The sequence below is a fragment of the Cognaticolwellia beringensis genome (assembly GCF_002076895.1).
Taxonomy (GTDB): Bacteria; Pseudomonadota; Gammaproteobacteria; order Enterobacterales; family Alteromonadaceae; genus Cognaticolwellia; species Cognaticolwellia beringensis.
In genome coordinates this window covers 686,344-711,350 of record NZ_CP020465.1, presented here as the reverse complement: position 1 = coordinate 711,350, position 25,007 = coordinate 686,344, and the positions used below count along the sequence as shown (strand labels likewise).

The following is a 25,007-nucleotide window of genomic DNA, read 5'->3' as shown; positions in this document are numbered from 1 at the left end:
ATTAATCCCTTAGTGAGTGGCCAGTCAATTTCAAAAATAAATCATCCAAATTAGGAGATTTAACATGCAACCCTGAAAGTGAAACATTTTTTGCTAATAATAAGGCGATAGTTGCTTCCACATCGGAGGTAGTAATTTCTACCTGTTGTTCGTTAACTTGCCAATTTGATTGCTGACAAAGTTCATCTGGCACCTGTTCTACCGGTAGATATATAAACACTTCATTAAAATGCTGGTTCAACAACTGTCTTGGTGTGCCACGAGCGATCACCTGCCCATGATCCATAATTAACACGTCATCACATAATTGTTGGGCTTCGTCCATATAATGCGTAGTTAACACTACGGTTTTATTTTGTGCTTTAATATTTTTTATCAACTGCCAAAAATTTCGTCTCGCTTGAGGATCTAATCCAGTAGTTGGTTCGTCAAGAAAAACAATGTCAGGGTCATTAATTAATGCTAACGCCAGTAATAATCGCTGACGTTGCCCACCAGACAAAAGGCGATTGTCTCGGTTTAAAAACTCACGTAAATCACATAATTCAATTAATTTTTCATGTGACACTGTATGTTGATAAAACGAAGTAAAAAGATTTAAGGTTTCTTTAACGGTGAGAAAATCTTGCAAAGCTGTGTGCTGAAATTGAATACCTATTTGTTGTGACATCGACTCATCAATAGGCTTACCGTAATAAAACACTTGGCCTTTGGTTGCTTTAATAATGCCTTCCATTATTTCTATCGTGGTAGTTTTTCCAGCACCATTGGGCCCTAGCAGCCCAAAGCAATGACCTTTTTGAATAGCAAAGTTAACATTGTCTACTGCAATAACATCTTTATAACGCTTGGTTAAATTTTCAACACGAATAACTTCTTGCATGACACACCTCAATAATACCCATGCTGTATTCTAACGGCTGATTCAAAATATTAATACCAGAATACCTACCCACAAATGATAATAATTATCATTTGCATTGATTGTGGTTTTCTACTATTGTTTTAACAATGTTATGTTAGTAAGCAGCGCAAGGAATAATAATGGGATTCAAACAAGTCAATGAAGGGTGTGCAGGGAAAGCTCAAGTTGAAATATCAACAGTTTTATTAGCTCAGTTAATTTCCTCTGGTGTGATAACGGGCAACGATTGCAGATGCCTTGACAACAATGCGCGGAAAACTTTATGGCAGTCTTTATTGAAATTATGTGTTAATTAATAAAAAGTCATCAATGATTTATTATTAATTAACTTTGCTGAAGTTTGATGTAATTTATCAAGTGCTGGTTTAATGCTTTTTTACCGGTAAAACCATATTGTTGACAAACTTGCTCTATGCTGTGTTTTTGTAAAATCCTTGCAAGCAAGGGTAATACTCCAACGTTAAACGGGTCAGTACAATGCTTTAATAGCCATTGGTGTAAAGCATAAACACAGCTACTAAATTGTCGCTGGCCAGTAGAAAAGTCATTAACACTTTGCATAATTTCACTATCGAGTGTTAACGTTTTCAAGGCAATATTTCCATGAAGCAACTGCCAAATTAAGGTGGCTGACATATGCTTAAACTCATCGGTTAACCAATAGTCAAATTGCCGATAGAACTGTTGAGTAATAACAGGCTGTAAAGCGCCGGCTTTAGGAGTTAATGCTTTAGTTACCAAACAGGAATGTTCGCCACTCGCTTTATCTTTACTAAACCCAACTCGGGCTACGCTAAAGCCAGAACACTGCCAAAAATTAACTAATGTTGCGTTGCCAGCAAAACTAGCGCCAATAAAGTCGATACCTTGCTTAGCAATAGACTGTTCAATTTGATATAAAAAATCACGTCCTAGCCCTTGCCCTTGGTATTGAGGGTGAATGGCAATACGCATCACTCTTTGGTAACTATAATTAAAACTGTCTTTGATACCACAATGCACCAGTAAAGATTGTGGCAAAAATTGATCACGCAATCGGCGCTGATTACCATTAACCAACTCGACAAGCTTTTCATCTACATGGCCCTCACGCATGAGCATGGCAACACCTAAAACATTAGCCCCTATTCTGAGCACAAACAATGACACTGCTTTATTATTCAACAGTATTTTCAAATCGCTTGGTGAAGTTTGATAGTGAGCAGTTACCAACACAGCAAAGGTTTGTTGTAAAAGCATTTCGTTTTCAAGAAGTTGTTCGGCGCTAACAAGCTCTACTGTCGTTGTATCAGTTTGATTTATTGTCTGAGTTATTGCCTGAGTTATTGCCTGAGTTATTGCCTGAGTATTGTTGTCATAACTTGGCAATTTAGCGTTCAATAAACAACTCGCGAAAACAAATTTCTCGAGTGGGTCATTACTAGCCCAGCGAATAGGTTCATTAATGTGCATGTTGCGCCAATGCGGCATCAATCGCTGTAAAACTTGGCGAAACTTAATACTAAAGCCGCGCCCTGCACCTTCATAACCATGAATGGTGCTGGCAAATATTAAGCGATGATAATGAGCGAGTAACTGCTGTAAAAGGTAAACCGGAATCGCGGCCGCTTCATCCACCATCACAATACTAGCTTCGGGTTGCTCTTTTAACAGCACATCAATAGGATAGTAAACAATTAGACCATTAGGGTGTTCAACATGAGTTGTTAGTACCTTAGCACTAGATAAGTGTTGTTCAACCTGCTGAAAAAATATTATTAGGGCCTGTTTACTTGCCGCGGTAATAATAATTTTGATTGGTTGTTTAGCATTTTCCAGCATCTGACACGCCGCAAGTGCTAGTGCTGTCGATTTACCACGACCTCGATCTGCCGTGAGTACCAAAGGCCTGTCTCTATGACCCGACAATACTTTCAGCATAGCCTCGACCGCCAAAACTTGTTCTTGAGTCACACAACCGTATGGTAATTTCATTACCTGACTATTGGTCGTTAATTGCACATGATGATTAGTATTTACCGGCGTTATTACACTTTCATTCAAAGGCAATAAGGAAGGAAACTCAATGGTTTCTTCATTAATTAAATAGCATTGTTCAGCGACTAATTGCCGAATAAAACGTTGGAGAAAATAGTCTTGCGATTGCGACTGCTTTAGCTGCTCAACCTGCCATGGTTTTAGTAAAAGTAAGAAAACCCCACCCGCGACCAAAGCACCTGAAAGTGCAGCGAAAGCATCAATATCAAAATCACTGGTAAAATCACCTGAATTATTCTCAGGCATATTATCTGCGGAAAATACAATTACGTTTTGTTCAGTACCTAAATATTGGCTATAGTTTTTTTTATTTACTGAAATAAGCTGATGTGGATCACTAATATTGGCAATATCAGCATAAGCAAGCCCTTGCTTTTTAGATGTATCATTAGATATTTCGGCTGATAAAAACAAGGCTAAACTTGTGTCGAGCTGTTGAACTGTCCAAGGTTCATCACCAACCAAAACAACTAAACTACGCCAACGCTTAGCTTTCGTTAATTGCTGTAACTGTAAACACCAGCGTCCAAATTTATCTTTCAACATCAACTTCAACCTTAAAATTATCTTGGCTAACACCAAGAGGTATAAGTCTATCAGAGCACTAATCAAAGCTAAATAACGGCGAACGAGTAAATCAGCTTGGAATATCAGTCATTTGCACTGTAACCGCTATATTATATTGAAATGAAAAAAATAATTAGTTGAAAATCCGTCATTAGTTGCCTAAGTTCAAATTATACTCGCTTTTCTTTAAGTCACAGTCTGGCTTCGAAAAGTAGAACAGCTATAAATTTTCGTCATATTCACTATGATTATAAACTAGTCATTTTTAAGATATCGCAAATTAAAAATATTTTGCATGATGGTAGTGAATATTTATTAAATTAAAGACTCGGCTATAATTTTTATATTGATGCCGATATTTATTGTAATTGCAGCAAATATTGTAAAAGCCGTAGGTATAAAAAATGAATGACGATTTAACAGATGACTCTACCCCAGACGTAGAACAAGACAGTTATGACAAAGACTTACCTAAAGGCAATAAGACTTCTCATAATGTCGACGTTAGAAAACGCATTGACGATTTGCTAGAAAAAAAACGTCTAAAAGCGTTACTAGACGACGCTGACGACTGGGATTTCTAATCACTGACGCTGCTAACACTTAAACACCTACTGCCAACGATAAAATATTAACATTAATATTTTATCGGTAACGATTTGTTTCTTATCTAAAACTGCTATTATTAACCTAATATTTACGCGACTTAATTACCTAATTATGACTTTATTTGAAAAAATTCGCTGCCTATTGACCTTTGGTCAAGGCGTTGCTTTGCCTTTACCTGCAATTGACATAAACGCTGACCCCTTCTCACTTTTTGAAATTTGGTTTGATGAGGCTAATAAGTCAGGTATTTTGCTACCTGAAGCCATGTCCGTGAGTAGTGTAAACCAAGACGGGCAACCAAGTTGTCGAATGGTACTACTGAAAGAATTTAGCCAAGATGGCTTTATCTTTTATACCAATTACGCGAGCCGAAAGAGCCAAGAACTCAGTGATAATGACAAGATAGCCTTGTTATTTCATTGGAATGTGTTGCAACGTCAAATTCGCATTGAAGGTTGTGTTGAAAAAGTTAGCGCTGAGCAATCAGCAAAATATTTTCATAGCCGAGATCGCGGTAGCCAAATTGGCGCTTGGGCATCCAAACAAAGTAGTAAAATTCAAACTGAGACTGAGCTTGCTGACAGTGTTGCTTTCTACACGAAGAAATTTGCGGGAAAAGAAGTCCCATTACCAGAGTTTTGGGGGGGCTGGCGAATTAAACCTAACTATATTGAATTTTGGCAAGGTCGTACAAGCCGCTTACATGACCGTGTTTGTTTTGAAAGAAATGCTACAGGTTGGGATAACTTTAAACTGCAACCATAGAATATTGATTAATTGTTATCGTTTGATTATAAAAAAAGGGAAGCAATGCTTCCCTTTTTTAATGTGTTGAGCCTAGCTCAAAATAAAGACTTATCTAGCGCATGGTGATAATCAAGTATATTAACCAACTAACGCTAATAATATACCGGCAGCAACAGCTGAACCAAGCACACCCGCAACATTTGGCCCCATAGCATGCATAAGTAAAAAGTTATGCGGATTGGACTCTAAGCCGACCTTGTTGGCGACTCGAGCTGCCATTGGCACCGCCGATACACCTGCAGCACCAATAAGTGGGTTAACTTTTTCTTTTGACAGTTTGTTCATTAACTTCGCCATAAGTACGCCAGCAGCTGTACCGATTGAAAATGCTACCGCACCTAATGCTAATATGCCTAAGGTTTTCGCGTTCAAAAATTGGTCTGCGCTTAACTTTGACCCTACACCTAAACCTAGGAAGATCGTAACAATATTGATTAGCTCATTCTGTGCTGTAGAGCTTAAGCGGTCTACAACGCCACACTCGCGCATCAAATTACCTAAACAAAACATCCCTACCAATGGCGTGGCCGCAGGTAAAAAGAATATCGTCATCATTAAGACACCAAGCGGGAAAATAATTTTCTCAACCTTAGTAACATGACGTAATTGTGCCATCTCAATTTTACGTTCATCTTCTGTAGTTAGTGCACGCATTATTGGTGGCTGAATAATCGGTACTAACGCCATATAAGAGTAGGCTGCAACAGCAATCGCACCAAGTAAATCAGGGGCAAGTTTTGATGCTAAGAATATTGCTGTTGGTCCATCTGCCCCACCAATGATGGCGATTGCAGACGCATCTTTCATAGAGAAATCTAGACCGACAAAATTTAACGCAATAGCACCAAACAGCGTAGCGAAAATACCAAACTGAGCGGCTGCACCTAAAAGTAATGTTTTAGGGTTCGCAATTAACGCACCAAAATCAGTCATGGCACCAACCCCCATAAAAATGAGTAATGGGAATATGCCGGTATCGATTCCTGCGTAGTAAATGAAATGTAACAAACCACCCACTTCAGAAAAGCCAGCGACTGGGATATTAGTTAAAATAGCACCAAACCCCATAGGCACTAATAATAGTGGCTCAAAATTTCGGGCAATCGCAAGGTAAAGTAAGCCACAACCTACTAGCATCATGATCACTTGGCCTAGCTCAAAGTTTGCTAAGCCTGTGGACATCCACAATAATTTTAAAGATTCCATGGACTTTCCTACACCAAGCTTAACAAGATATCACCAACGGCGACTGAATCACCTTCTCTGGTGTGAACAACCGAAATTTCTCCGGCTTTTGTCGCCCTGATTTCAGTTTCCATTTTCATTGCTTCCATAATGATAACCACTTCGCCTTCTTCGACTTCGTCACCTTCATTCACTAATACTTTAAATATATTACCTGCTAAAGGTGCTTTTAAAGCTTCTCCGCCTGTTAAACTTGCAGCAGGTGCTTTACTAGCTGCTTGAATAGTATCTATAGAACCACCAGGGGCTACTACAACGTCATAAACTTTACCGTCTACACTGACAGCGTAACTTTCAGGATCGGTGCTTGCAGAGCTCGTAGCAGATGCAGAAGCACTTTTAGCATTGGCTTTGGTTGGTGCTGGCTCAAAAGCATCTGGGTTATTACGGTTTTCTAAAAACTTTAAACCAATTTGTGGAAATAGAGCATAAGTTAAAACATCATCGATAGTATCTTCAGCTAAAGTAATGTTTTTCTCACCGGCAATTTGTTGTAATTCAACCGATAATTTATCCATTTCTGGATCAAGTAAATCTGCAGGACGACAAGTTATCGCTTCTTTACCGTCAAGTACTCTTGCTTGTAATTCGGCATTAACTGGTGCTGCAGTTTTACCATATTCACCTTTTAATACACCTGCTGTTTCTTTGGTAATTGACTTGTAGCGCTCACCAGTTAATACATTTAATACCGACTGAGTACCAACAATTTGCGAGGTAGGTGTTACTAAAGGAATATAGCCAAGATCTTTACGTACTTTTGGAATTTCAGTCAGTACTTCATCAAGTTTATCAGCAGCACCTTGTTCTTTTAATTGGCTTTCCATGTTAGTTAGCATGCCACCAGGTACTTGAGCTAGTAAGATACGAGCATCGATACCACGCAAACTGCCTTCAAACTGAGCATATTTTTCACGCACATCACGAAAGTAAGTCGCGACTTCGGCTAACTTAACCATATCTAAACCAGTATCGCGCTGTGTGCCTTCAACAATAGAGACAATCGTTTCTGTTGGTGAATGCCCGTAAGTCATACTCATTGATGAAATAGCGGTATCAATGACGTCAATATCTGCATCAATCGCTTTCATGTGTGTCGCAACACTTAATCCCGTTGTTGCATGACAATGTAATGCGATAGGCAAAGATACGGTTTCTTTTAAACGGCCAATCAGCTCAGCTGCATCGTAAGGCTTTAATAAACCTGCCATATCTTTGATACACAACGAGTGCGCGCCCATATCTTCGAGTTGCTTAGCCATAGTTAACCAACCTTCAAGGTTGTGAACTGGGCTTTCGGTATAACTTAATGTGCCTTGCGCATGTGCGCCAACCTTTACTGCCGCTTTAATCGATGTTTGTAAATTACGTACATCGTTCATCGCATCAAAAATTCTAAAAACGTCAATACCATTTACATGTGCGCGCTCGACAAATTTTTCTACTACATCATCAGCGTAATGGCGGTAGCCTAAAATATTTTGACCACGAAATAACATTTGCTGTTTTGTTTTCGGCATAGCCTTTTTCAGCGCACGAATACGCTCCCAAGGATCTTCGCCTAAATAACGAATACAAGAGTCAAAGGTGGCACCACCCCAGGACTCTATTGACCAATATCCAATTTCATCCATTTTAGCCGCAATGGGCAGCATATCTTCCAATCGCAAACGTGTAGCGAGCAATGATTGATGGCCGTCGCGTAATACGACTTCAGTAATTCCTAGGGGCTTGGTCATGGTCATTTCCTATTTCTGTGCAGAATGTTGTTTACGATATTGAGTAACAGCAGAAGATATTGCTGCGACGACTGCAGGTGAAACACCTTTGCCGTTTTGTGTTTTATTATTTTTTTTACTTGAGGCTCTACTCTCTACAATGGCGTCAGGATATTTTTTTGCTAACTTAACCAGCACAATGTTGATAAAAACAATCAACAAACCTAAAAAGGAAAAAACAAAGACCATTCCGGCTAGCATTAAAGTGCCTGCTTCAATAAATAACTGCTGAAGATTTTCCATTATTTTACTCTCAAGAAATTTTTATATAATTAGAATAATCACTCCAATGTGTAAAAAGCAAACAAATTCTTACAAATTGATAAAAAAAAACGATGTCAAGCCATAATAGTTCAAAAAACAAGCTAAATTTAATAACATTTCATTATTATTTTATACAATGTGATATAAAAACAAGATTGTATACAATATCAACCTCATGAATAACGGCCATTAGAAATAAAAAAACAAAGATAATATACAATATGCAATATATAAAATAAAACTAATAATTCAACTCACGCTGTTCAATAAAACCACATTTAATAGGTAATAAACACCTTCACTTTATAGAGAAATCTATAAAGCAACATATACCAATTGGACTAAAGAATTTTTTGCGAAGCTTAGTTTATAAATCTAATACGTAATTTAATAATTGAACCCATTGAATTACGCAAGTGTTCGATTAAATTTCATCCTTAATACGCTAATGGTGTTTTTTCTCAATGACAACATCAATAAAACAGTCAATATATACCATCGGAAAATTGAATGATTCCAAAAGAATAGTCACCCGTTGTATTAAGATCAATTATTTGTTTTTTTTACGGGTCAAAGCATAAAAATTTTCTCTTTTTTTATTTTAATAATTTTAACTATTAGTGACTAAAATAAACGCTATACATTGGGCCATTTTCCCTACGTATGAAGTAGACCATCTAATGGATGAAATTTTGATAAGGTATGTATTTGGGCTATGAGTTGAAGTTGAAGTTGAAGTTGAAGTTGAAGTTGAAGTTGAAGTTGAAAGTATTGTGAAGGTATTTTAGGCGAAAAAAAACCAGTCGTTAGACTGGTTTTTTCAATGTGGCGGACGCGGCAGGAGTCGAACCTGCGACCGCCTGGTTCGTAGCCAGGTACTCTATCCAGCTGAGCTACGCGTCCGCAATAAACTGTTTTTTTATATCTCATGCTTAGGAGATAGTGAATGTTGCTCATAATGAGCATTCACAGCGCTCTTTCAATGCTTCGCTTCAATAATGGCAAAATATTGAAGCGAAAAAAAAACCAGTCGTTAGACTGGTTTTTTCAATGTGGCGGACGCGGCAGGAGTCGAACCTGCGACCGCCTGGTTCGTAGCCAGGTACTCTATCCAGCTGAGCTACGCGTCCGCAATAAACTGTTTTTTTATATCTCATGCTTAGGAGATAGTGAATGTTGCTCATAATGAGCATTCACAGCGCTCTTTCAATGCTTCGCTTCAATAATGGCAAAATATTGAAGCGAAAAAAAACCAGTCGTTAGACTGGTTTTTTCAATGTGGCGGACGCGGCAGGAGTCGAACCTGCGACCGCCTGGTTCGTAGCCAGGTACTCTATCCAGCTGAGCTACGCGTCCGCAATAAACTGTTTTTTTATATCTCATGCTTAGGAGATAGTGAATGTTGCTCATAATGAGCATTCACAGCGCTCTTTCAATGCTTCGCTTCAATAATGGCAAAATATTGAAGCGAAAAAAAAACCAGTCGTTAGACTGGTTTTTTCAATGTGGCGGACGCGGCAGGAGTCGAACCTGCGACCGCCTGGTTCGTAGCCAGGTACTCTATCCAGCTGAGCTACGCGTCCGCGGTCAATCGTTATTTTATATCTTGATTCAAGATAAACTTAGATAAAATACCACTTAACATAAGTCATATATTTATTTTTTAATTAGCTTTAATATTAGCTACTCTTTATTATTTAGCCACTCAAAGAAAAAGTGGCGGACGCGGCAGGAGTCGAACCTGCGACCGCCTGGTTCGTAGCCAGGTACTCTATCCAGCTGAGCTACGCGTCCTTATTCAAACCTGTTATTTATATCTCTAGTTTAAGAGATAACGAACTAGACAATATTTACTTAGGTAAACGACCTAGTCAATATTATATACATTCGTAGTGAACTATTTCAATATCGTTGTTCCTACGATGCCAATCTAAAAGAATGGCGGAGAGGGAGGGATTCGAACCCTCGATCCGGGATAAACCAGATACTCCCTTAGCAGGGGAGCGCCTTCGGCCACTCGGCCACCTCTCCAATGGGTGCGAATAATAAGGGATTATAAAAATAAGTCAAACTTTTTTCAGCTTTTATTCTTATTTTTTGACTGTTTGCCGAGATTTCAAACAACACGGTCATTTTTCCTACATTAACTCACAAAAAACAACCCTAATTCGCCTTGAAAATTTTATTGCTAGATCAAAAAAGCCGACTAGTGTCGGCTTTAATTATGAGAAAATATTTAACTTTCGTTCCCTGAGGCTTCACCCTCACCTTTTTCAGATTGTATTCTCATATAGATTTCTTCTCGATGAACCGACACTTCTTTTGGGGCGTTAACACCAATTCGTACCTGATTGCCTTTTACACCCAACACTGTCACTGTGACGTCGTCTCCGATCATCAACGTTTCACCAACTCGGCGAGTTAATATTAACATCTTAATTTCCTTTATGTTTAAAAACGAGATCCACTAAATATATATAAGCTAGTAACAAATTAAATTTAGTCTAATTTTTGCAAAAGTGCACTAAAGATTGCAATAAGTAACTAAAATACTTATCAAACATTGACGATTCCTTCGACAGTATCGAGTTTCCTATATTTAATAGAAAACTTACAAAACAATAGTAGAATGCAATTGCAGCAATTACTGTTCATTTTAACAACCTTAATGAAACAATAAACACTTTATGCATAATTATTTGCATTTATAGCAAACTTTTTTAAAAATACTTTTCAAACTGGTCCAATTTCACGCTTTATTAGCAGCAAACGGCTAGTATCCTAAAATAAGACCCGGTTTCCACAAAATAATTCCCATAAAATTAAATAAAAATTAACAAAGCATATACAAAAATTATCCAGATGTTCCTGAAACAATTAAAGCTAGCTTAATCAATAAAGCAATAAAGCAATAAAGCAATAAAGGGAAAACTATCGTTTATTAACTCATTGACAAATATATTGTGCTTTCCAGGTCATGAACGGGTTGATTTATACTGTCATCGTTGTGAGTTAGAATTTGGCTTTAGAGAGATAAAACAGACGATGCTTAATAGCACTTGATAATACCAAGTTAATTAATCAAATTGGTATAAGTAAACGACCAGACATGGCTCGTCAGAAGCTATTGAGCGTATTACTGGCCTATAACTTAATAAAAATGATGATGATGGCAGTGAAAACAACTGGTATTTAGCCAAATTAGCTGAGTTTTCCTAGTAGTTCATGGCTGTGTGGTTCGGTATTACACATCGATATCAATAATGAGACCAAGAAATATCCCAATCCATTGTGAACACATACTCGATACCCTATTCCTATTTAAACTTTCCGACTAGACGAGAAGAGATAAAACATCTTCGATGGGTGAGTTCCAAATTATCTAAGTCCCCCCACAAAAAGAAAATGCCAGTCAGCTTAACTGACTGGCATTAGCCTTAGTACATATGACATTAATTTTTTGCTGTTATATGAACTAGCTCAATTTATCACTCAGCCAACTTTGCGCTGCGTTTAACGCTGCTTCAATGTTTTCTGGTTGGCTTCCTCCCGCTTGTGCCATATCAGGACGGCCACCACCTTTACCACCCACTTCTTGGGCTGCAACATTAACTAACTCGCCAGATTTAACTCGGCCAACTAAATCTTTTGTTACACCGGCAATTAAGCTCACTTTATTATCGCTAGCAGTAGCTAACAAAATAATACCTGAACCCATTTTATTTTTCAGGTCATCAACCATACCACGCAGTGATTTAGCCTCTACACCTTCTAAATTAGCAATAAGTGCTTTGACACCATTATAGTCTTTAGCTTGGCTTACTAGGTCAGCACCGGCAGCACTTGCAAGTTTTTGTTTAAATTGGGCAAGCTCTTTTTCTAACTCTTTGTTACGCAATATCACTTGTTCAATTTTACTTGCTACATTAGCCGGCTCAGTTTTTACTAATGCTGCAATGGAATTTAGCGTATGCTCTTGTGCAGCAAAGTAATTTAATGCGGCTTGGCCTGTTACCGCCTCAATACGTCGAACACCTGCGGCTATGCCTGATTCAGAAGTGATTTTGAATAGGCCAATATCACCAGTACGGTTAACATGTACGCCACCACAAAGCTCTGTTGAAAAGTCACCTAAAGTAACTACGCGTACCTCGTCATCGTACTTTTCGCCAAACAAGGCCATGGCGCCTTTTTCTTTTGCTGCATCAATTTGCATCAAATTAGTTTCACGAGCTAAGTTACTGCGAATTTGTTCATTAACCATACGTTCAATTGTGTTCAACTCTTCAGGCGTTACCGCTTCAAAGTTAGAAAAATCAAAGCGAAGTTTATCTGCATCGCACAATGAACCTTTTTGTGTAACATGCTCGCCCAACACTTTACGAAGTGTGGCATGCAAAATATGCGTAGCCGTATGGTTTTTAACAATTGCTGAACGACGCTCGCTGTTAATTTGCGCTTTTACAAGACTGTTTAAAGCTATGGTTTGATGAGCAATACCTTTATGTGCAAACGCATGTCCTAGTTTAATGGTATCGGTTACTTCAAAAGTACCGTTATCAAAACTTAGCGTACCCGTGTCACCAACTTGCCCACCGGATTCAGCATAAAATGGCGTTTGATCAAGGATCACAACACCTGCCTCACCTGCTTCTAAAGTATTAACTGACGACTCGCTGTTAAAAAGCTCTACTACAGTAGAAGACATTTCATCACGTGTGTAGCCTTTAAAGGATGTACGGTTTTCTGATTTAAGAGTGTCGTTATAGTCAGTGCCGAACTGACTCGCTTTTTGTGCGCGAGTACGTTGTTGAGCCATTGCTGCGTCAAAACCTACAAGGTCAATATTTAGCTCACGCTCGCGTGCAATATCAGCGGTTAAATCAGCGGGAAAACCGAAGGTGTCATATAACTTAAATACATCATCGCCAGCGATAGTGTCGCCTTTAAGCTCAGCTAAAATATCTTCTAATAGCGCCATACCTCGATCTAACGTTCGACCAAACTGTTCTTCTTCTATACGTAAAATTTTCTCAATAATCGCTTGTTGCTGAACTAACTCAGGGTATGCATCACCCATTTGCTCAGCAAGCGAGGCGACTAACTTATGAAAGAAAAATGATTGGGCTTCAAGTTTATGACCATGACGAATAGCGCGACGAATAATACGACGTAATACGTATCCACGCCCTTCATTCGACGGTATAACACCATCAGTAATTAAGAAGCTACATGAACGAATATGATCAGCGATAACACGTAAAGATTTGTGCTCTAAATCGTCGCATTCAAGTAACTTAGCGGTATCTCGAATTAAGCTTTGGAAAATATCAATTTCGTAATTACTATGAACGCCTTGTGTTATAGCGGCAATACGCTCTAAACCCATACCAGTATCAACTGAAGGTTTAGGTAAGTTTTCCATAGTACCGTCTGCATGACGGTTATATTGCATGAAAACTATATTCCAAATTTCGATGAAGCGATCGCCATCTTCATCAGGAGAACCAGGAGGACCACCGAAAATATTTTCTCCGTGATCATAAAAGATTTCAGAGCATGGACCACATGGGCCGGTATCACCCATCGACCAAAAGTTATCAGACTCAAACTTTTTATCGGCTGACTTATCACCAATGCGTATTATTTTATCTGCTGGTACGCCAATTTCATTTAACCAATAGTTATAAGCTTCATCATCGCTATCATAAACAGTTACCAGTAACTTTTCTTTTGGTAACGCTAATACCGTGGTTAAAAATTCCCAAGCATAATTAATCGCTTCTTCTTTGAAATAATCACCAAAACTAAAATTACCTAGCATTTCGAAAAAAGTATGGTGACGGGCTGTATAACCAACATTTTCTAAATCATTGTGCTTACCGCCCGCGCGGACACAGCGTTGCGCAGAAGTTGCACGGGTATAGCTGCGAACATCGTCGCCAAGAAAAACATCTTTAAAAGGCACCATACCAGCATTGGTGAATAATAATGTCGCATCGTTACCAGGAATAAGCGAGCTACTCGGAACAATTTGGTGCTGCTTAGAGGCATAAAAATCTAAAAATGCCTGACGCAATTGGGCACTAGTTTTAATCATTTGAATTTCCAACTTTTTCGAAAAATTAATTCTGTTTAAGCGTTTAATAGTGTCATGATTTCATCTGTTGATAAACCACCTTATTGCATAAAGCGCACTCTTTTGGCTTTATCTTTTTGATCTTTATTAGGGACGCACCATAGCGCTTATTATACGCAACCTCTGCTTGAAGATACCAATCTATTTAGGAATTTATTGATATTTTCTGTACAAATTATCTTTATACCCTTTTCAATTTTCTCATTTTTTATATAACACTCGCTAAAATTTTTATTACTCAGTAGCTATGAACAGAATTACCTTCGTAATCTTAATTCAAATAATTTTATTTAGAAGATAACTAAAAACAAGCTTTATAGCTTTATACATTTGAGTTCATCAGCTTAAAAAATATAATCGTTGAGACGTAATAAGTTACCCATTGAGAAATGTTTTTTTATATATGATGATAAGTTTTACATTATGAGCATAATCGCGCAAAATAAACTTATACCAATTGAAATAATGAATTAGCAAATTTAGCGCGACATTCAGTCATCAATAAAAGCTACTTTCTAGCGATTAATAAAAACAGGGACCTGTATGAAGGGACAAATTAAAAACATGCGTTTAATATTGGTTATTTTATTTAGCTCACTATTTTTACAAGCATGTGGTGGTTCAAGTGAAAAATTACCAACATTCACGGTCAGTTCATCAGTTTCATCGGTAGCCTTTACCAATGAGTTTCTGCAACAAGAAAACCACACTATTGCGGTTGATGTTACGTTCGATGGTAATGGGCTATTACTCGGTTTTGCACCTACTGCACAGCCAGTAAGCTGGTTAAATTATCGCATTGAAAACCTAACAGATACCTCTGCGACTATTCATATTGATGTGGTTAATGCTCATTTATTAAATACTAACCTTTACGGTACAACATTAAGGTTATCCAGTGGCGACACTACGACCACAAACTTTGCACACGCCGATATTAACGTTTCGTTATTGTTATGGCAGGCTCTTACCTTTGATGACACCTTCGGTGTTGACTCGATAGCAGCAAAAACAATTGATATCAGTTCAAGTGCAGATGATATAACTGTAACAAGTTCAGTACCTTGGCTCAACGTCGAAAAAGTCTTTCTTGATGGCATTACAACAATTACGGCAACACCCAATGTAAGCGACTTTACCGAACCAGGTTTTCATCCGGCAGAAATTAGTATTACGAGTCCGCTAGGTACAACTGAATATCCAGTAGAGTTAAGCTTAGACAATACGCATTTATTTGCTGATAGAGCAACCGTAGCCTTGGCACAAACTGGTAATATCAACAACAGTCAAACGACCCTTAATATCAATTCGAATAGTATTTTACCTTGGAACTGGCAGGCTACCACTGAAGCAACTTGGTTAACACTGACACCTAACGCTGAAAACAATCAATTAACCATTACAGCTGATAGTAGCGCTTTGGCTAATAACACGACTACAATCGCAGAAATAACCCTAAGTGGCGATGAGCAAACCACCGCTATGGCAGAAACTATACACGTGAGCTTTTATAAGTCTGACTTAGCCAGTGAAAACAATACGCTCGATATTGTCGCTAACACTGATGGTGTCGTAACTAACCCTTTACTACCACAATATTATGTCGCAACAAGCAATGAGCTTCGAAGCTACCACCTTTATACTAATGAGTTAGTATCAACAACAGTTATAGCGCCGGAAGATACCAAGCTAGAGCAGCTAATTATTCACCCTGAAGCCAGCATTATGTTAGCGAAAGCGGTTGAAACTATAGTTATTGATGAAAACACCAGCGAAACTATTACACATAGATATAAAATTGACCTCACTGACATGAGTTTTGTTGAATTAACCGATATTAATATCACCAGCGAGCCGGTTAAATTTATCCGCATTGATAGTCGCTATTTCGTGGCAACAAGAATTTTAGAGTTTACCGACGAAAATTTAACGCTTGTTGGCTTTGACGCGCCTAATGCCTTTTTAGCCAGAGCTTTTAATGTTGCTGAAAAGAATCAAACTTTATTCGCATTAGACATAAGTACTAGCAATGACTTAATGTCGATAAAGCGCATAGAAGTTAAAGTCAATGATTTTGGTCGCAATCCAATTAGTACTAAAATCAGCCACAGTTACCGTCCTGAACTATTAGGTGAAAATGACCAAATTAGTGATTTTTATGTAACCGCAGATGAACAAAGTATTTATGCTATAAGCCCAACGAGTGAATGGATCAGCTTTAACGGTACAACATTTACTGATAATGGTGTGTTAAATAGCGATGAAACTATAACTAACTTAGCGCTTACTCATACAACTAATGATCGTCCTCACTTCGTTAGGTTTGACCCTGAGGTTGGCTTTAAAGTTGATGTATACAATGAGCAACAAGCCATCGTTAGCAGTATTAATTTAGCCTCAAATCTACCAAATAAAATGTTAATCGCTAATGGCGACAGCCGAGCCGTAATAACATCTTCAAATGCTGATAACATAAGTGTTATCAATTTAAGTCAATTTTCTAGTTCAGCAGAAACATTAGTATTTACAACAAATTTTGGTGACAGCGCCATAACACAACAAACACTGACACTATCAAGCATAGGCGAAGCCTGGCAAGCTACGGGGAGCGCTCCTTGGCTGGTATTAACCCAGCAAAGTGATGAAAGTAGCGATGCTATATTAGTCGATATCGATCGCAGCTTAATTTCTGGTTGGGGCTTAATGTCTGCAAGTATTTCGATTGTCGACCCGACGAGTGGTACGACAAAAGTGATCACGGTTGAACTTGCTGTTGACGCTTTAAGATTAAGCAGTAACTACCCATCATTGGCTTTCAATAGTTTAGTCACCGAACAAACGTTAGTGCATACCGTGGACATTTTGACCAACAGTGAAGCTAATATCGCTTGGCAAGCAACGACGGATGTTGACTGGTTATCGTTGTCATCTGATAGCACCAACAACACATTAACTATTACCGGATTACCGGCTAACATTGCCACCGATGGCTTACATAGTGCGGTCATCACCTTATCACCTGCTGTCGAAGGCTCTGCGTTATCTGGCAGCATTAATGTCACCTTCAATAAAGCAGCAAGTGACGGTGCTGATGTAGATATTGCCAATATAAGTATTAATACCTCAGGTGTAGTACTAGACCCTATGCGTCCTTATGTTTACATCGCAGCAGGCGATAAACTTAGCACTTACCACGTTATTTCTGGCGCATTGATTAATACAGCAACATCGCCATTAGCAGAAATCGACTTAACAAATTTAGTTGTTCACCCTGATGGTTCAATGTTGCTAGCATCGAATAGCGAGACTTATTTAGATGATGATGAGGCTGAACAAACCCGTATTAACCATTATCAGTTTGACTTAAACAGCTATCAATTTAGCCAGGTTAATGCTGATAACATCACTATAATATCTCGTCCTGTAATGATAAAAATGGTTGCTGGGGTAGCAGTCGTCATTACTCAAGCATTAGAAATGGCAAATTTAGATCTAGTCCGTCAATATTGGGACCAAGAAAATGTCTACTTTGCCCCAAGCATTGCTCAAGCAAATAGTGCTGATATATTCATGGCCTACAAACAAGCAACAAGCTCTCTTGAGCGCTATACGATAAGCTATAACGCTTATACTAGTGAAGCGGTTTCAGTAATGAATGAACCTGCCTATGCCAATGCAGCCTTTACTAGCATGGCAAACTTTGCCATGAGTCATAATGGCAATACTATTTATAGTGCTAACAGCAACAGTGAATGGGCAAGTTTTGACGGCACGACTTACACTGACAATGGCGTACTTCAGGGTAATAACAATGTACAAACCTTTAACACCACCACAGATACCAATGACAACAGTTACTTTTATCGTTTTGATCCAACCTTAGGCTTTACTTACAGTAAATACAATGCTGCGCAAGTTGAGCTTTGGTCTGAGGTAATTGCTAGTAGTTCTGCTGAAAGTTACCTAATGCCTGAATTTCAACGCGTATTAATTTATGATACAACAACATCCACATTGAGCTTACGATCACACCCGTGATCATTAATTGACTGGCCATTGGTGCTATTATTAAACTTTACAAAACCGCATTAATGCGGTTTTTTTATGGCTAATTATTTATTTATAAAACCTATAACAAAATGCCCTTAAACACTCATCAAACAGATTCACACCATCACTATCGTTTGTAATTTCATCAACATACTGGCTAAACATTAGGACTTAACTATACTAGGTAAAAACCCTTTAAATGTTTACTAAATAAACGTTTATTCTCGTTATTAATGATGATTTATTGACGAGTTGTAGTTTTTATGGACAAGTTTTAGCCGTGGCTTAATTTTTATTTTTTTTTAGTTGAATTTTCTAGACTGAACAGCTATATTCGTGTCCATAGCCCACAGTTCAAACTAGATATTGCATTTAGATTTAACTACCACATACAGGGCTTAAAAATAGGTGTTTATCTTGCATGACAACTTTTTCTTCTTTACCTGTCTTTCAACAGGTTGTTGCGGAATCTGGACATCGCTTTGATGCCAACCGCCAATGGGTAGCTTCTTTAACGTTAGGTTTCGGCGCCCACTCTAATAGTAACAGTAATACAAGCATTACTCGCATGAACATCGCTCGACACTATGGGCCTTTACGTGTGCAACGACCATTTTACCCTGAAGGCCCCGAGGGTTGCTGCCATGTTTATATTCTGCACCCACCTGGTGGTTTAGTCAGTGGTGATGCGCTTAATATAGACGTCAATGTGACTGAAAATGCTCATACCTTGCTCACTACGCCTGCGGCCAATAAACTCTATAAAGCTGACAGTAATGGTGTTGCATGGAGTCAGAGTACCAACTTAAAAGTTGCTGATGGTGCCATCTTAGAATGGCTCCCTCAAGAGACCCTTGCTTTTGATGGCTCCGTCGGGGTACAAAACTTTAACATTGAACTGGCGGAAAATGCCAAATGCTTAGGTTGGGAAATTCTCTGCTTGGGCCGGCCCGCTAGCGAATTGCCATTTGCCAGCGGCCATCTTGAACAACGCTTTCAACTTAGCCGTAATGACCGACCATTGTGGTTAGAGCGTCAGGCTCTAGATCCAAAGCACAGCCGATTTAACGGCAAGTGGGGACAAGGTGGTACAACAGTACACGCTACCTTGTGGACGGTTGGTTTGAATGATCCGATGGAAGCCATAACAGCATTACGTGAGCATATAACCGCTACCGAACATTGGGCAGTAACCTTTAGGCGTGGTGTATTACTCTTACGTTACCTCGGCGACGAGCGGAACCAAGTTTGGGATTTATTTCAACAAGCTAGAGATATTCTTCGTCCCCGACTAACCGGACATCAGGCCACAGTGCCGCGTATCTGGCTGACTTAACTTTACAGCTCAGGCCTCCCCTGACTGTAAAAAATCAAACCTTAGGCATCAAAGCATAGGTTATTAACAATAATTATATCGATAACTGCTAAGTATCGATGATATCTACTGTAAATATATAAACTAATTATTATTTACGAAGAACTGTTAACTGAATACCGCAAGTCCTCAACACTGAGGACACGACGAATCTAATTTTTCACGCCGTTGCCTTAGACGTCGGCAAGTTTTACCTATGTCTATAAAACAATGGTCATCAACAAAGTGACATCGAAAACAAAGGAGTTAGCGATGGAATTGACACCAAGAGATAAAGATAAATTAATGTTATTTACTGCCGGCCTGCTGGCAGAACGACGGAAGGCCAAAGGCTTAAAGCTCAATTACCCAGAATCAATCGCCTTGATCAGTTGTACCATTATGGAAGGTGCTCGTGAAGGCCGTACAGTGGCAGAAATGATGAGCGCTGGCCGTGAAATTTTGACCCGAGACGACGTCATGGACGGCATTGCCGAAATGGTTGAATCTGTACAGATCGAAGCAACTTTTCCCGACGGCACCAAACTGGTGACCGTTCACAACCCTATTGTCTGAGGAGACTGCCATGATCCCTGGTGAATATCTGCTACAAAGTGGTGACATTGCATTGTGCGTAGGACGCAAGAGTATCTCCATCGATGTTGCTAACACAGGTGACCGCGCCGTACAGGTCGGTTCCCACTATCATTTTGCCGAAACCAATCACGCGCTTCGTTTTGATCGTGAAAAGGCTTACGGCTATCGTTTAGCTATCGCGGCTGGTTTATCGATTCGTTTCGAGCCCGGCCAGAGCCGTAAGGTATCTTTAATTCCCTACGCAGGTTTACGTCGGCTGTATGGTTTTCACGGTGACGTCATGGGTCCAATAGATAAAAAGCCCACACCGGAGGAAGTATCATGAAAATTTCTCGTCAAGCGTATGCCGATATGTATGGACCTACCACAGGGGATAGGATCCGCTTAGGTGATACTGAGTTATGGATAGAGATAGAACACGACCATACCCATTATGGTGAAGAAGTTGTCTTCGGCGGTGGTAAGGTTATTCGTGATGGCATGGGCCAAAGCCAACGCTGCGACGATGCTGTGATGGACACGGTTATTACCAACGCCATTATTATTGACTGGTGGGGCATAGTGAAAGCTGATGTCGGTTTAAAAAATGGCCGAATCGCTGCCATAGGAAAAGCCGGCAACCCAGATACCCAACCTGATATCGATATTGTCATCGGCCCAGGTACCGAAATTATTGCGGGTGAAGGTCAAATTCTTACCGCTGGTGGAATCGATACCCATGTCCATTATATTTGTCCTCAACAGGTTGACGAAGCGCTAATGAGTGGACTTACCACTATGATTGGCGGTGGTACCGGTCCAGCTACAGGCTCGGTTGCCACCACACACACGCCCGGTCCTTGGCATCTGGGTAAAATGATGCAAGCAGTGGATGATTTACCGGTCAATATTGGTTTTCTCGGCAAAGGCAGCGCAAGTACACCAGAAGCGCTCGAGCAACAAGTTAAAGCCGGTGCGATGAGCTTGAAAATTCACGAAGATTGGGGCGCAACACCCGCCGCGATTAGCAACGCATTGGATGTCGCCGACCGTTACGATATCCAGATCGCTATTCACGCCGATAGCTTAAATGAAGGCGGTTTTGTGCAAGATACCATAGCGGCGTTCAAAGACCGTTGTATTCACACTTATCACACAGAAGGCGCTGGTGGTGGTCATGCACCTGATATTATCGTCGCCTGTGCTATGCCTAATGTATTGCCCTCGTCCACTAATCCGACTCGGCCTTATACCATTAACACCATTGATGAACACCTTGATATGTTGATGGAATGTCATCACCTCGACCCAAATATTCCGGAAGACGTCGCCTTCGCAGATTCGCGTATCCGCCGCGAGACTATTGCTGCCGAAGATATTCTCCACGACATGGGGGTGATTTCAATGATGTCTTCTGACTCTCAAGCTATGGGTCGTATTGGCGAAGTGGTCTGTCGCACTTGGCAAACCGCTCATAAAATGCGATTGCAACGTGGCCTATTACCGGAAGATGAAGCACGTGGCACCGATAACTTCCGCGCCAAGCGTTACATTGCAAAATATACTATTAACCCGGCAATTACCCACGGTATTGGCCATGAAGTTGGCTCGATTGAGGTGGGTAAGCTGGCAGATTTAGTCTTGTGGAAACCCCGCTTCTTTGGTGTTAAACCATCGATCATTATCAAAGGCGGCATGATCGCCGGAGCGGCTATGGGCGATCCTAATGCTGCTATTTCCACACCACAACCTGTACATTATCGCCGCATGTTCGGTGCCTTAGGCAGAGCGGCAGCAGCAACTCGGATGACCTTTGTCAGTCAAGCTGCGATGAATACGGGACTGGAAGAAAAGCTAGGGCTTAAAAGTCAGCTAGTAGCGGTTAAAAATGTCCGACAGATGCGCAAGAGCGATATGAAGCTAAACGATGCTTGCCCTGATCTTACTGTCGATCCTCAAACCTATGAAGTATACGCTGATGGCGTATTGCTGACCTGTGAGCCATCGACTGAGTTACCATTAGCTCAGCGTTACCACTTGTTTTAAACTGTTTTAAGGACTTAAAAATGCTTGAATTAACACAGAGAATCGACGGCCATATCCAAGCCGATGTGCACGACACTCTGACCTTAGCGTATGAACTACGTATTCGCGGGCGATTACGCGCTGTCACTGACGGTGGCCTCGAGGTGGGTTTGTTCCTCGACCGCGGTCCGGTGTTGCGTCATGGCGATTTGCTACGCGCAAGTAGCGGTGAAGTGATCCGTATTTGTGCTGCCGATGAGCCCGTAACCACGGCATATATTGACAACGGTTTACCGTTGGCTCGATTATGCTACCACTTAGGTAACCGCCATGTTTCTCTCGCCATTGGCGTAGACGCAGATGGTCGTCACTGGGTGCGTTTCCCACCGGATCATGTATTGGAAGAGCTAGCAGTACTGTTGGGCGCAACCCTGAGTAACCATCAAGCACCGTTTGATCCAGAATCTGGTGCCTATGCCCATGCAGGTCGTGAACATTCTCACAGCCATGCCCATGAGCACTCTCATGCTGATGAACATGATCATGCACACTAACCATCAGTCAACCGAAATCAACGATCTGGCTTTATTGGGACTCATGCAACTCATTAGTCCCGCACTCCCTATCGGTGCTTTTGCTTGGTCACAAGGCTTAGAAAGCGCGCTAGAACTGGGCTGGGTGCGCAATGAACAGGACATAGGTCAGTGGCTTGAAGGTGTGCTAGACGATGGCCTAAGTCGCTGTGAACTGCCGGCACTAGCGCGGTTACAAAATTGTTGGGCCGAGGGCGATAACAATGGCCTAGCATATTGGAATGACTGGTTACACGCCAACCGCGAAACCGCCGAACTTAGTGACGAGGATACTCGATTAGGCCTAGCATTAATGCGTTTGTTAACTAGCCTGGACTTGCAACCTCAAACCAAACAAGGGCACGCATTACTGCCAGAAGAGCCCGGTTACGTCACCGTGTTCGCTTGGGTCGCACACCAACGGCTTGTGCCAGTGCGTCAAAGCTTGCTCGGCTTTGCTTGGGGCTGGCTAGAAAACCAACTATCGGTAGCGTGTAAAGCGATGCCTTTAGGGCACACTGCCGCGCAACGTTTAACCGAACAGCTACGACCAAAATTGGTCGATGCCGTTGAAGCAGCACTGGCATTACCTGATCAGCAACTAGGTGCAATTTTACCTGGCTTAGCACTCGCTAGTGCTCAGCATGAAACCCAATACTCAAGATTATTTCGAAGCTAATTAGGCTTAAATTTTACAGAAGGAATATTACCATGACACATTGTTTACGAATAGGCGTTGGCGGGCCAGTTGGCTCTGGCAAAACAGCTTTGTTACGCCAATTATGTAAAGCGCTAAAAGATCACTACGATATCGCTGTGGTCACTAACGATATCTATACTCGCGAAGATGCCGACTTTCTCCTCAAGCACGATGCCCTACCTGCAGACCGTATTTTGGGTGTAGAAACCGGTGGTTGCCCGCACACCGCTATTCGCGAAGATGCCTCGATGAACTTGGCAGCGATTGACGATTTACAAGCACGACATCCAAAACTGGAATTGGTGTTAGTTGAATCCGGTGGTGACAACTTATCGGCCACCTTCAGTCCAGAGTTATCTGACCTTACACTATACGTAATTGACGTTTCAGCTGGTGACAAAATCCCACGTAAAGGCGGTCCAGGCATTACTAAATCCGATTTATTAATCATTAACAAAATAGATATCGCGCAATACGTTCATGCTTCGCTAGACGTAATGGAACGCGACTCGAAAAAAATGCGCGGTGAACGTCCGTTTGTTTTTGCTAACCTATACGATGGCGTCGGTTTAGAAGAAATCATCAGTTTCATCTTAAAACAGGGCATGTTACCAGAGCGTAGACCTGAAAAAATGGGTTGTACAGCCTAAGTCTGTATAACTTAGAAAATAGTAGTTAAATAAATTTTTAGTAAACAGAATAAATAATTGGAGAACACCATGAAAGTAATCAACAAATTAATGATGTCGCTAGCCCTTATGCTAACCACAACGGCAGCGTTAGCACATCCTGGCCATGGCGCAGATGTGCAAAGCAGCTTCCTGAGTGGTTTATTGCACCCATTGATGGGCCTTGATCACCTTCTTGCCATGGCAGCTATAGGTTTTTGGAGTATCCGCCAAAGCGCTGTTATGAAACGCAACGCGCCATTATTTGTTATTGGCGGTATGGTCTTGGGCGCAACGCTTGCGTGGGGCGGCCTTAACTTAGCCGGCATTGAAATGGGTATTGCTATGACGGTATTACTGGCCGGTATTTTAATTGCCACTATGACAAAACTGCCTACCGTTGTCGGTGGTACTTTAGTCGTTATGTTTATGGTCACTCACGGCTATGCGCACGGCACAGAAATGGCTGCAGGAACTAGTTTACTTATCTATATGGCCGGTTTTATCATCGCAACATTAGCGATAACCATGATTGGTCGTCGTTTAGGGACTTTAATGCTAAATGCAGATAATCGCATCAGCCGAGCATTAGGTGGTGTAGTTGCCGTGATCGGCGGTGTTTTAGCCGCTGGTTAAAAACTGGCAGCACATTAAAATCTAACTCCCTTGCAAGGGCGACGCAAAATCGCCA

At 40.6% G+C, this 25,007-nt stretch carries 18 protein-coding genes and 6 tRNA genes; 11 read left to right on the top strand and 13 right to left on the bottom strand.

Annotated features, from left to right (window positions below; all coding sequences use genetic code 11):
* Position 1: 1 nt before the first annotated feature.
* Together B5D82_RS02955 and B5D82_RS02950 are read right to left on the bottom strand one after the other, a co-directional pair.
* Positions 2-883 carry an ABC transporter ATP-binding protein gene (locus tag B5D82_RS02955; RefSeq protein ID WP_081149123.1) on the bottom strand — a complete coding sequence of 294 codons (882 nt, stop codon included), beginning with the start codon at positions 881-883 and terminating at the stop codon, positions 2-4.
* A gap of 366 nt (positions 884-1,249) precedes the next feature.
* Positions 1,250-3,508, bottom strand: coding sequence for a tRNA(Met) cytidine acetyltransferase TmcA (locus B5D82_RS02950; RefSeq protein WP_081149122.1), 2,259 nt, complete (start codon positions 3,506-3,508; stop codon positions 1,250-1,252).
* A 425-nt stretch (positions 3,509-3,933) separates the two neighbouring features.
* Between B5D82_RS02950 and B5D82_RS02945 the strand changes: the two genes are divergently transcribed.
* On the top strand, positions 3,934-4,113 hold the full coding sequence (locus B5D82_RS02945) for a PA3496 family putative envelope integrity protein (RefSeq protein WP_081149120.1): 180 nt from the start codon (positions 3,934-3,936) through the stop codon (positions 4,111-4,113).
* Between the two features lie 136 nt (positions 4,114-4,249).
* Positions 4,250-4,903, top strand: coding sequence for a pyridoxamine 5'-phosphate oxidase (pdxH, locus tag B5D82_RS02940; RefSeq protein WP_081149118.1), 654 nt, complete (start codon positions 4,250-4,252; stop codon positions 4,901-4,903).
* Positions 4,904-5,023: 120 nt separating this feature from the next.
* Here the strand turns inward: pdxH and B5D82_RS02935 are convergent, their stop codons facing one another.
* The 11 genes from B5D82_RS02935 to alaS form a co-directional block, all read right to left on the bottom strand.
* A complete protein-coding gene (locus tag B5D82_RS02935) occupies positions 5,024-6,151 on the bottom strand; it encodes a sodium ion-translocating decarboxylase subunit beta (protein ID WP_081149116.1) in 1,128 nt (375 codons plus the stop codon).
* An 8-nt stretch (positions 6,152-6,159) separates the two neighbouring features.
* Positions 6,160-7,929, bottom strand: coding sequence for a sodium-extruding oxaloacetate decarboxylase subunit alpha (gene oadA, locus B5D82_RS02930; protein WP_081149113.1), 1,770 nt, complete (start codon positions 7,927-7,929; stop codon positions 6,160-6,162).
* A 9-nt stretch (positions 7,930-7,938) separates the two neighbouring features.
* Positions 7,939-8,211, bottom strand: a complete 273-nt coding sequence (locus tag B5D82_RS02925; protein WP_081149110.1) for an OadG family protein — start codon at positions 8,209-8,211, stop codon at positions 7,939-7,941.
* Between the two features lie 847 nt (positions 8,212-9,058).
* Positions 9,059-9,135: transfer RNA gene (locus B5D82_RS02920), tRNA-Arg, on the bottom strand.
* Between the two features lie 150 nt (positions 9,136-9,285).
* A tRNA-Arg gene (locus tag B5D82_RS02915) sits at positions 9,286-9,362 on the bottom strand.
* Positions 9,363-9,511: 149 nt separating this feature from the next.
* A tRNA-Arg gene (locus B5D82_RS02910) sits at positions 9,512-9,588 on the bottom strand.
* Between the two features lie 150 nt (positions 9,589-9,738).
* Positions 9,739-9,815, bottom strand: a tRNA-Arg gene (locus B5D82_RS02905).
* Positions 9,816-9,949: 134 nt separating this feature from the next.
* Positions 9,950-10,026 (bottom strand) — tRNA-Arg (locus B5D82_RS02900).
* A gap of 145 nt (positions 10,027-10,171) precedes the next feature.
* Positions 10,172-10,263, bottom strand: a tRNA-Ser gene (locus B5D82_RS02895).
* Positions 10,264-10,468: 205 nt separating this feature from the next.
* Complete coding sequence (gene csrA / locus B5D82_RS02890) at positions 10,469-10,666, bottom strand: carbon storage regulator CsrA (protein WP_081149108.1); 198 nt, start codon at positions 10,664-10,666, stop codon at positions 10,469-10,471.
* A 1,041-nt stretch (positions 10,667-11,707) separates the two neighbouring features.
* Positions 11,708-14,332: an alanine--tRNA ligase gene (gene alaS, locus B5D82_RS02885; RefSeq protein WP_081149105.1), complete on the bottom strand. Its 2,625-nt coding sequence runs from the start codon at positions 14,330-14,332 to the stop codon at positions 11,708-11,710.
* Between the two features lie 582 nt (positions 14,333-14,914).
* Between alaS and B5D82_RS02880 the strand changes: the two genes are divergently transcribed.
* The 9 genes from B5D82_RS02880 to B5D82_RS02840 all read left to right on the top strand — a co-directional run bounded on the left by B5D82_RS02880 (position 14,915) and on the right by B5D82_RS02840 (position 24,952).
* The gene (locus B5D82_RS02880; protein ID WP_081149103.1) at positions 14,915-18,409 is read left to right on the top strand and encodes a BACON domain-containing protein; all 3,495 of its coding nucleotides are present in this window, start codon (positions 14,915-14,917) and stop codon (positions 18,407-18,409) included.
* Positions 18,410-18,842: 433 nt separating this feature from the next.
* A complete protein-coding gene (locus B5D82_RS02875) occupies positions 18,843-19,757 on the top strand; it encodes an urease accessory protein UreD (protein ID WP_081149100.1) in 915 nt (304 codons plus the stop codon).
* Between the two features lie 291 nt (positions 19,758-20,048).
* On the top strand, positions 20,049-20,351 hold the full coding sequence (gene ureA / locus B5D82_RS02870) for an urease subunit gamma (protein ID WP_081149096.1): 303 nt from the start codon (positions 20,049-20,051) through the stop codon (positions 20,349-20,351).
* Between the two features lie 10 nt (positions 20,352-20,361).
* The gene (locus B5D82_RS02865; RefSeq protein WP_081149093.1) at positions 20,362-20,697 is read left to right on the top strand and encodes an urease subunit beta; all 336 of its coding nucleotides are present in this window, start codon (positions 20,362-20,364) and stop codon (positions 20,695-20,697) included.
* Positions 20,694-22,397, top strand: a complete 1,704-nt coding sequence (gene ureC / locus B5D82_RS02860) for an urease subunit alpha (RefSeq protein WP_081149090.1) — start codon at positions 20,694-20,696, stop codon at positions 22,395-22,397. The genes B5D82_RS02865 and ureC overlap by 4 nt, the downstream gene beginning before the upstream one ends.
* A gap of 20 nt (positions 22,398-22,417) precedes the next feature.
* The gene (ureE, locus tag B5D82_RS02855; protein ID WP_081149087.1) at positions 22,418-22,930 is read left to right on the top strand and encodes an urease accessory protein UreE; all 513 of its coding nucleotides are present in this window, start codon (positions 22,418-22,420) and stop codon (positions 22,928-22,930) included.
* The gene (locus B5D82_RS02850) at positions 22,920-23,627 is read left to right on the top strand and encodes an urease accessory protein UreF (protein ID WP_081154261.1); all 708 of its coding nucleotides are present in this window, start codon (positions 22,920-22,922) and stop codon (positions 23,625-23,627) included. The genes ureE and B5D82_RS02850 overlap by 11 nt, the downstream gene beginning before the upstream one ends.
* 32 nt (positions 23,628-23,659) lie before the next feature.
* Positions 23,660-24,298, top strand: a complete 639-nt coding sequence (ureG, locus tag B5D82_RS02845; RefSeq protein ID WP_081149086.1) for an urease accessory protein UreG — start codon at positions 23,660-23,662, stop codon at positions 24,296-24,298.
* Between the two features lie 69 nt (positions 24,299-24,367).
* Complete coding sequence (locus B5D82_RS02840; RefSeq protein WP_081149084.1) at positions 24,368-24,952, top strand: HupE/UreJ family protein; 585 nt, start codon at positions 24,368-24,370, stop codon at positions 24,950-24,952.
* Positions 24,953-25,007 lie beyond the last annotated feature (55 nt).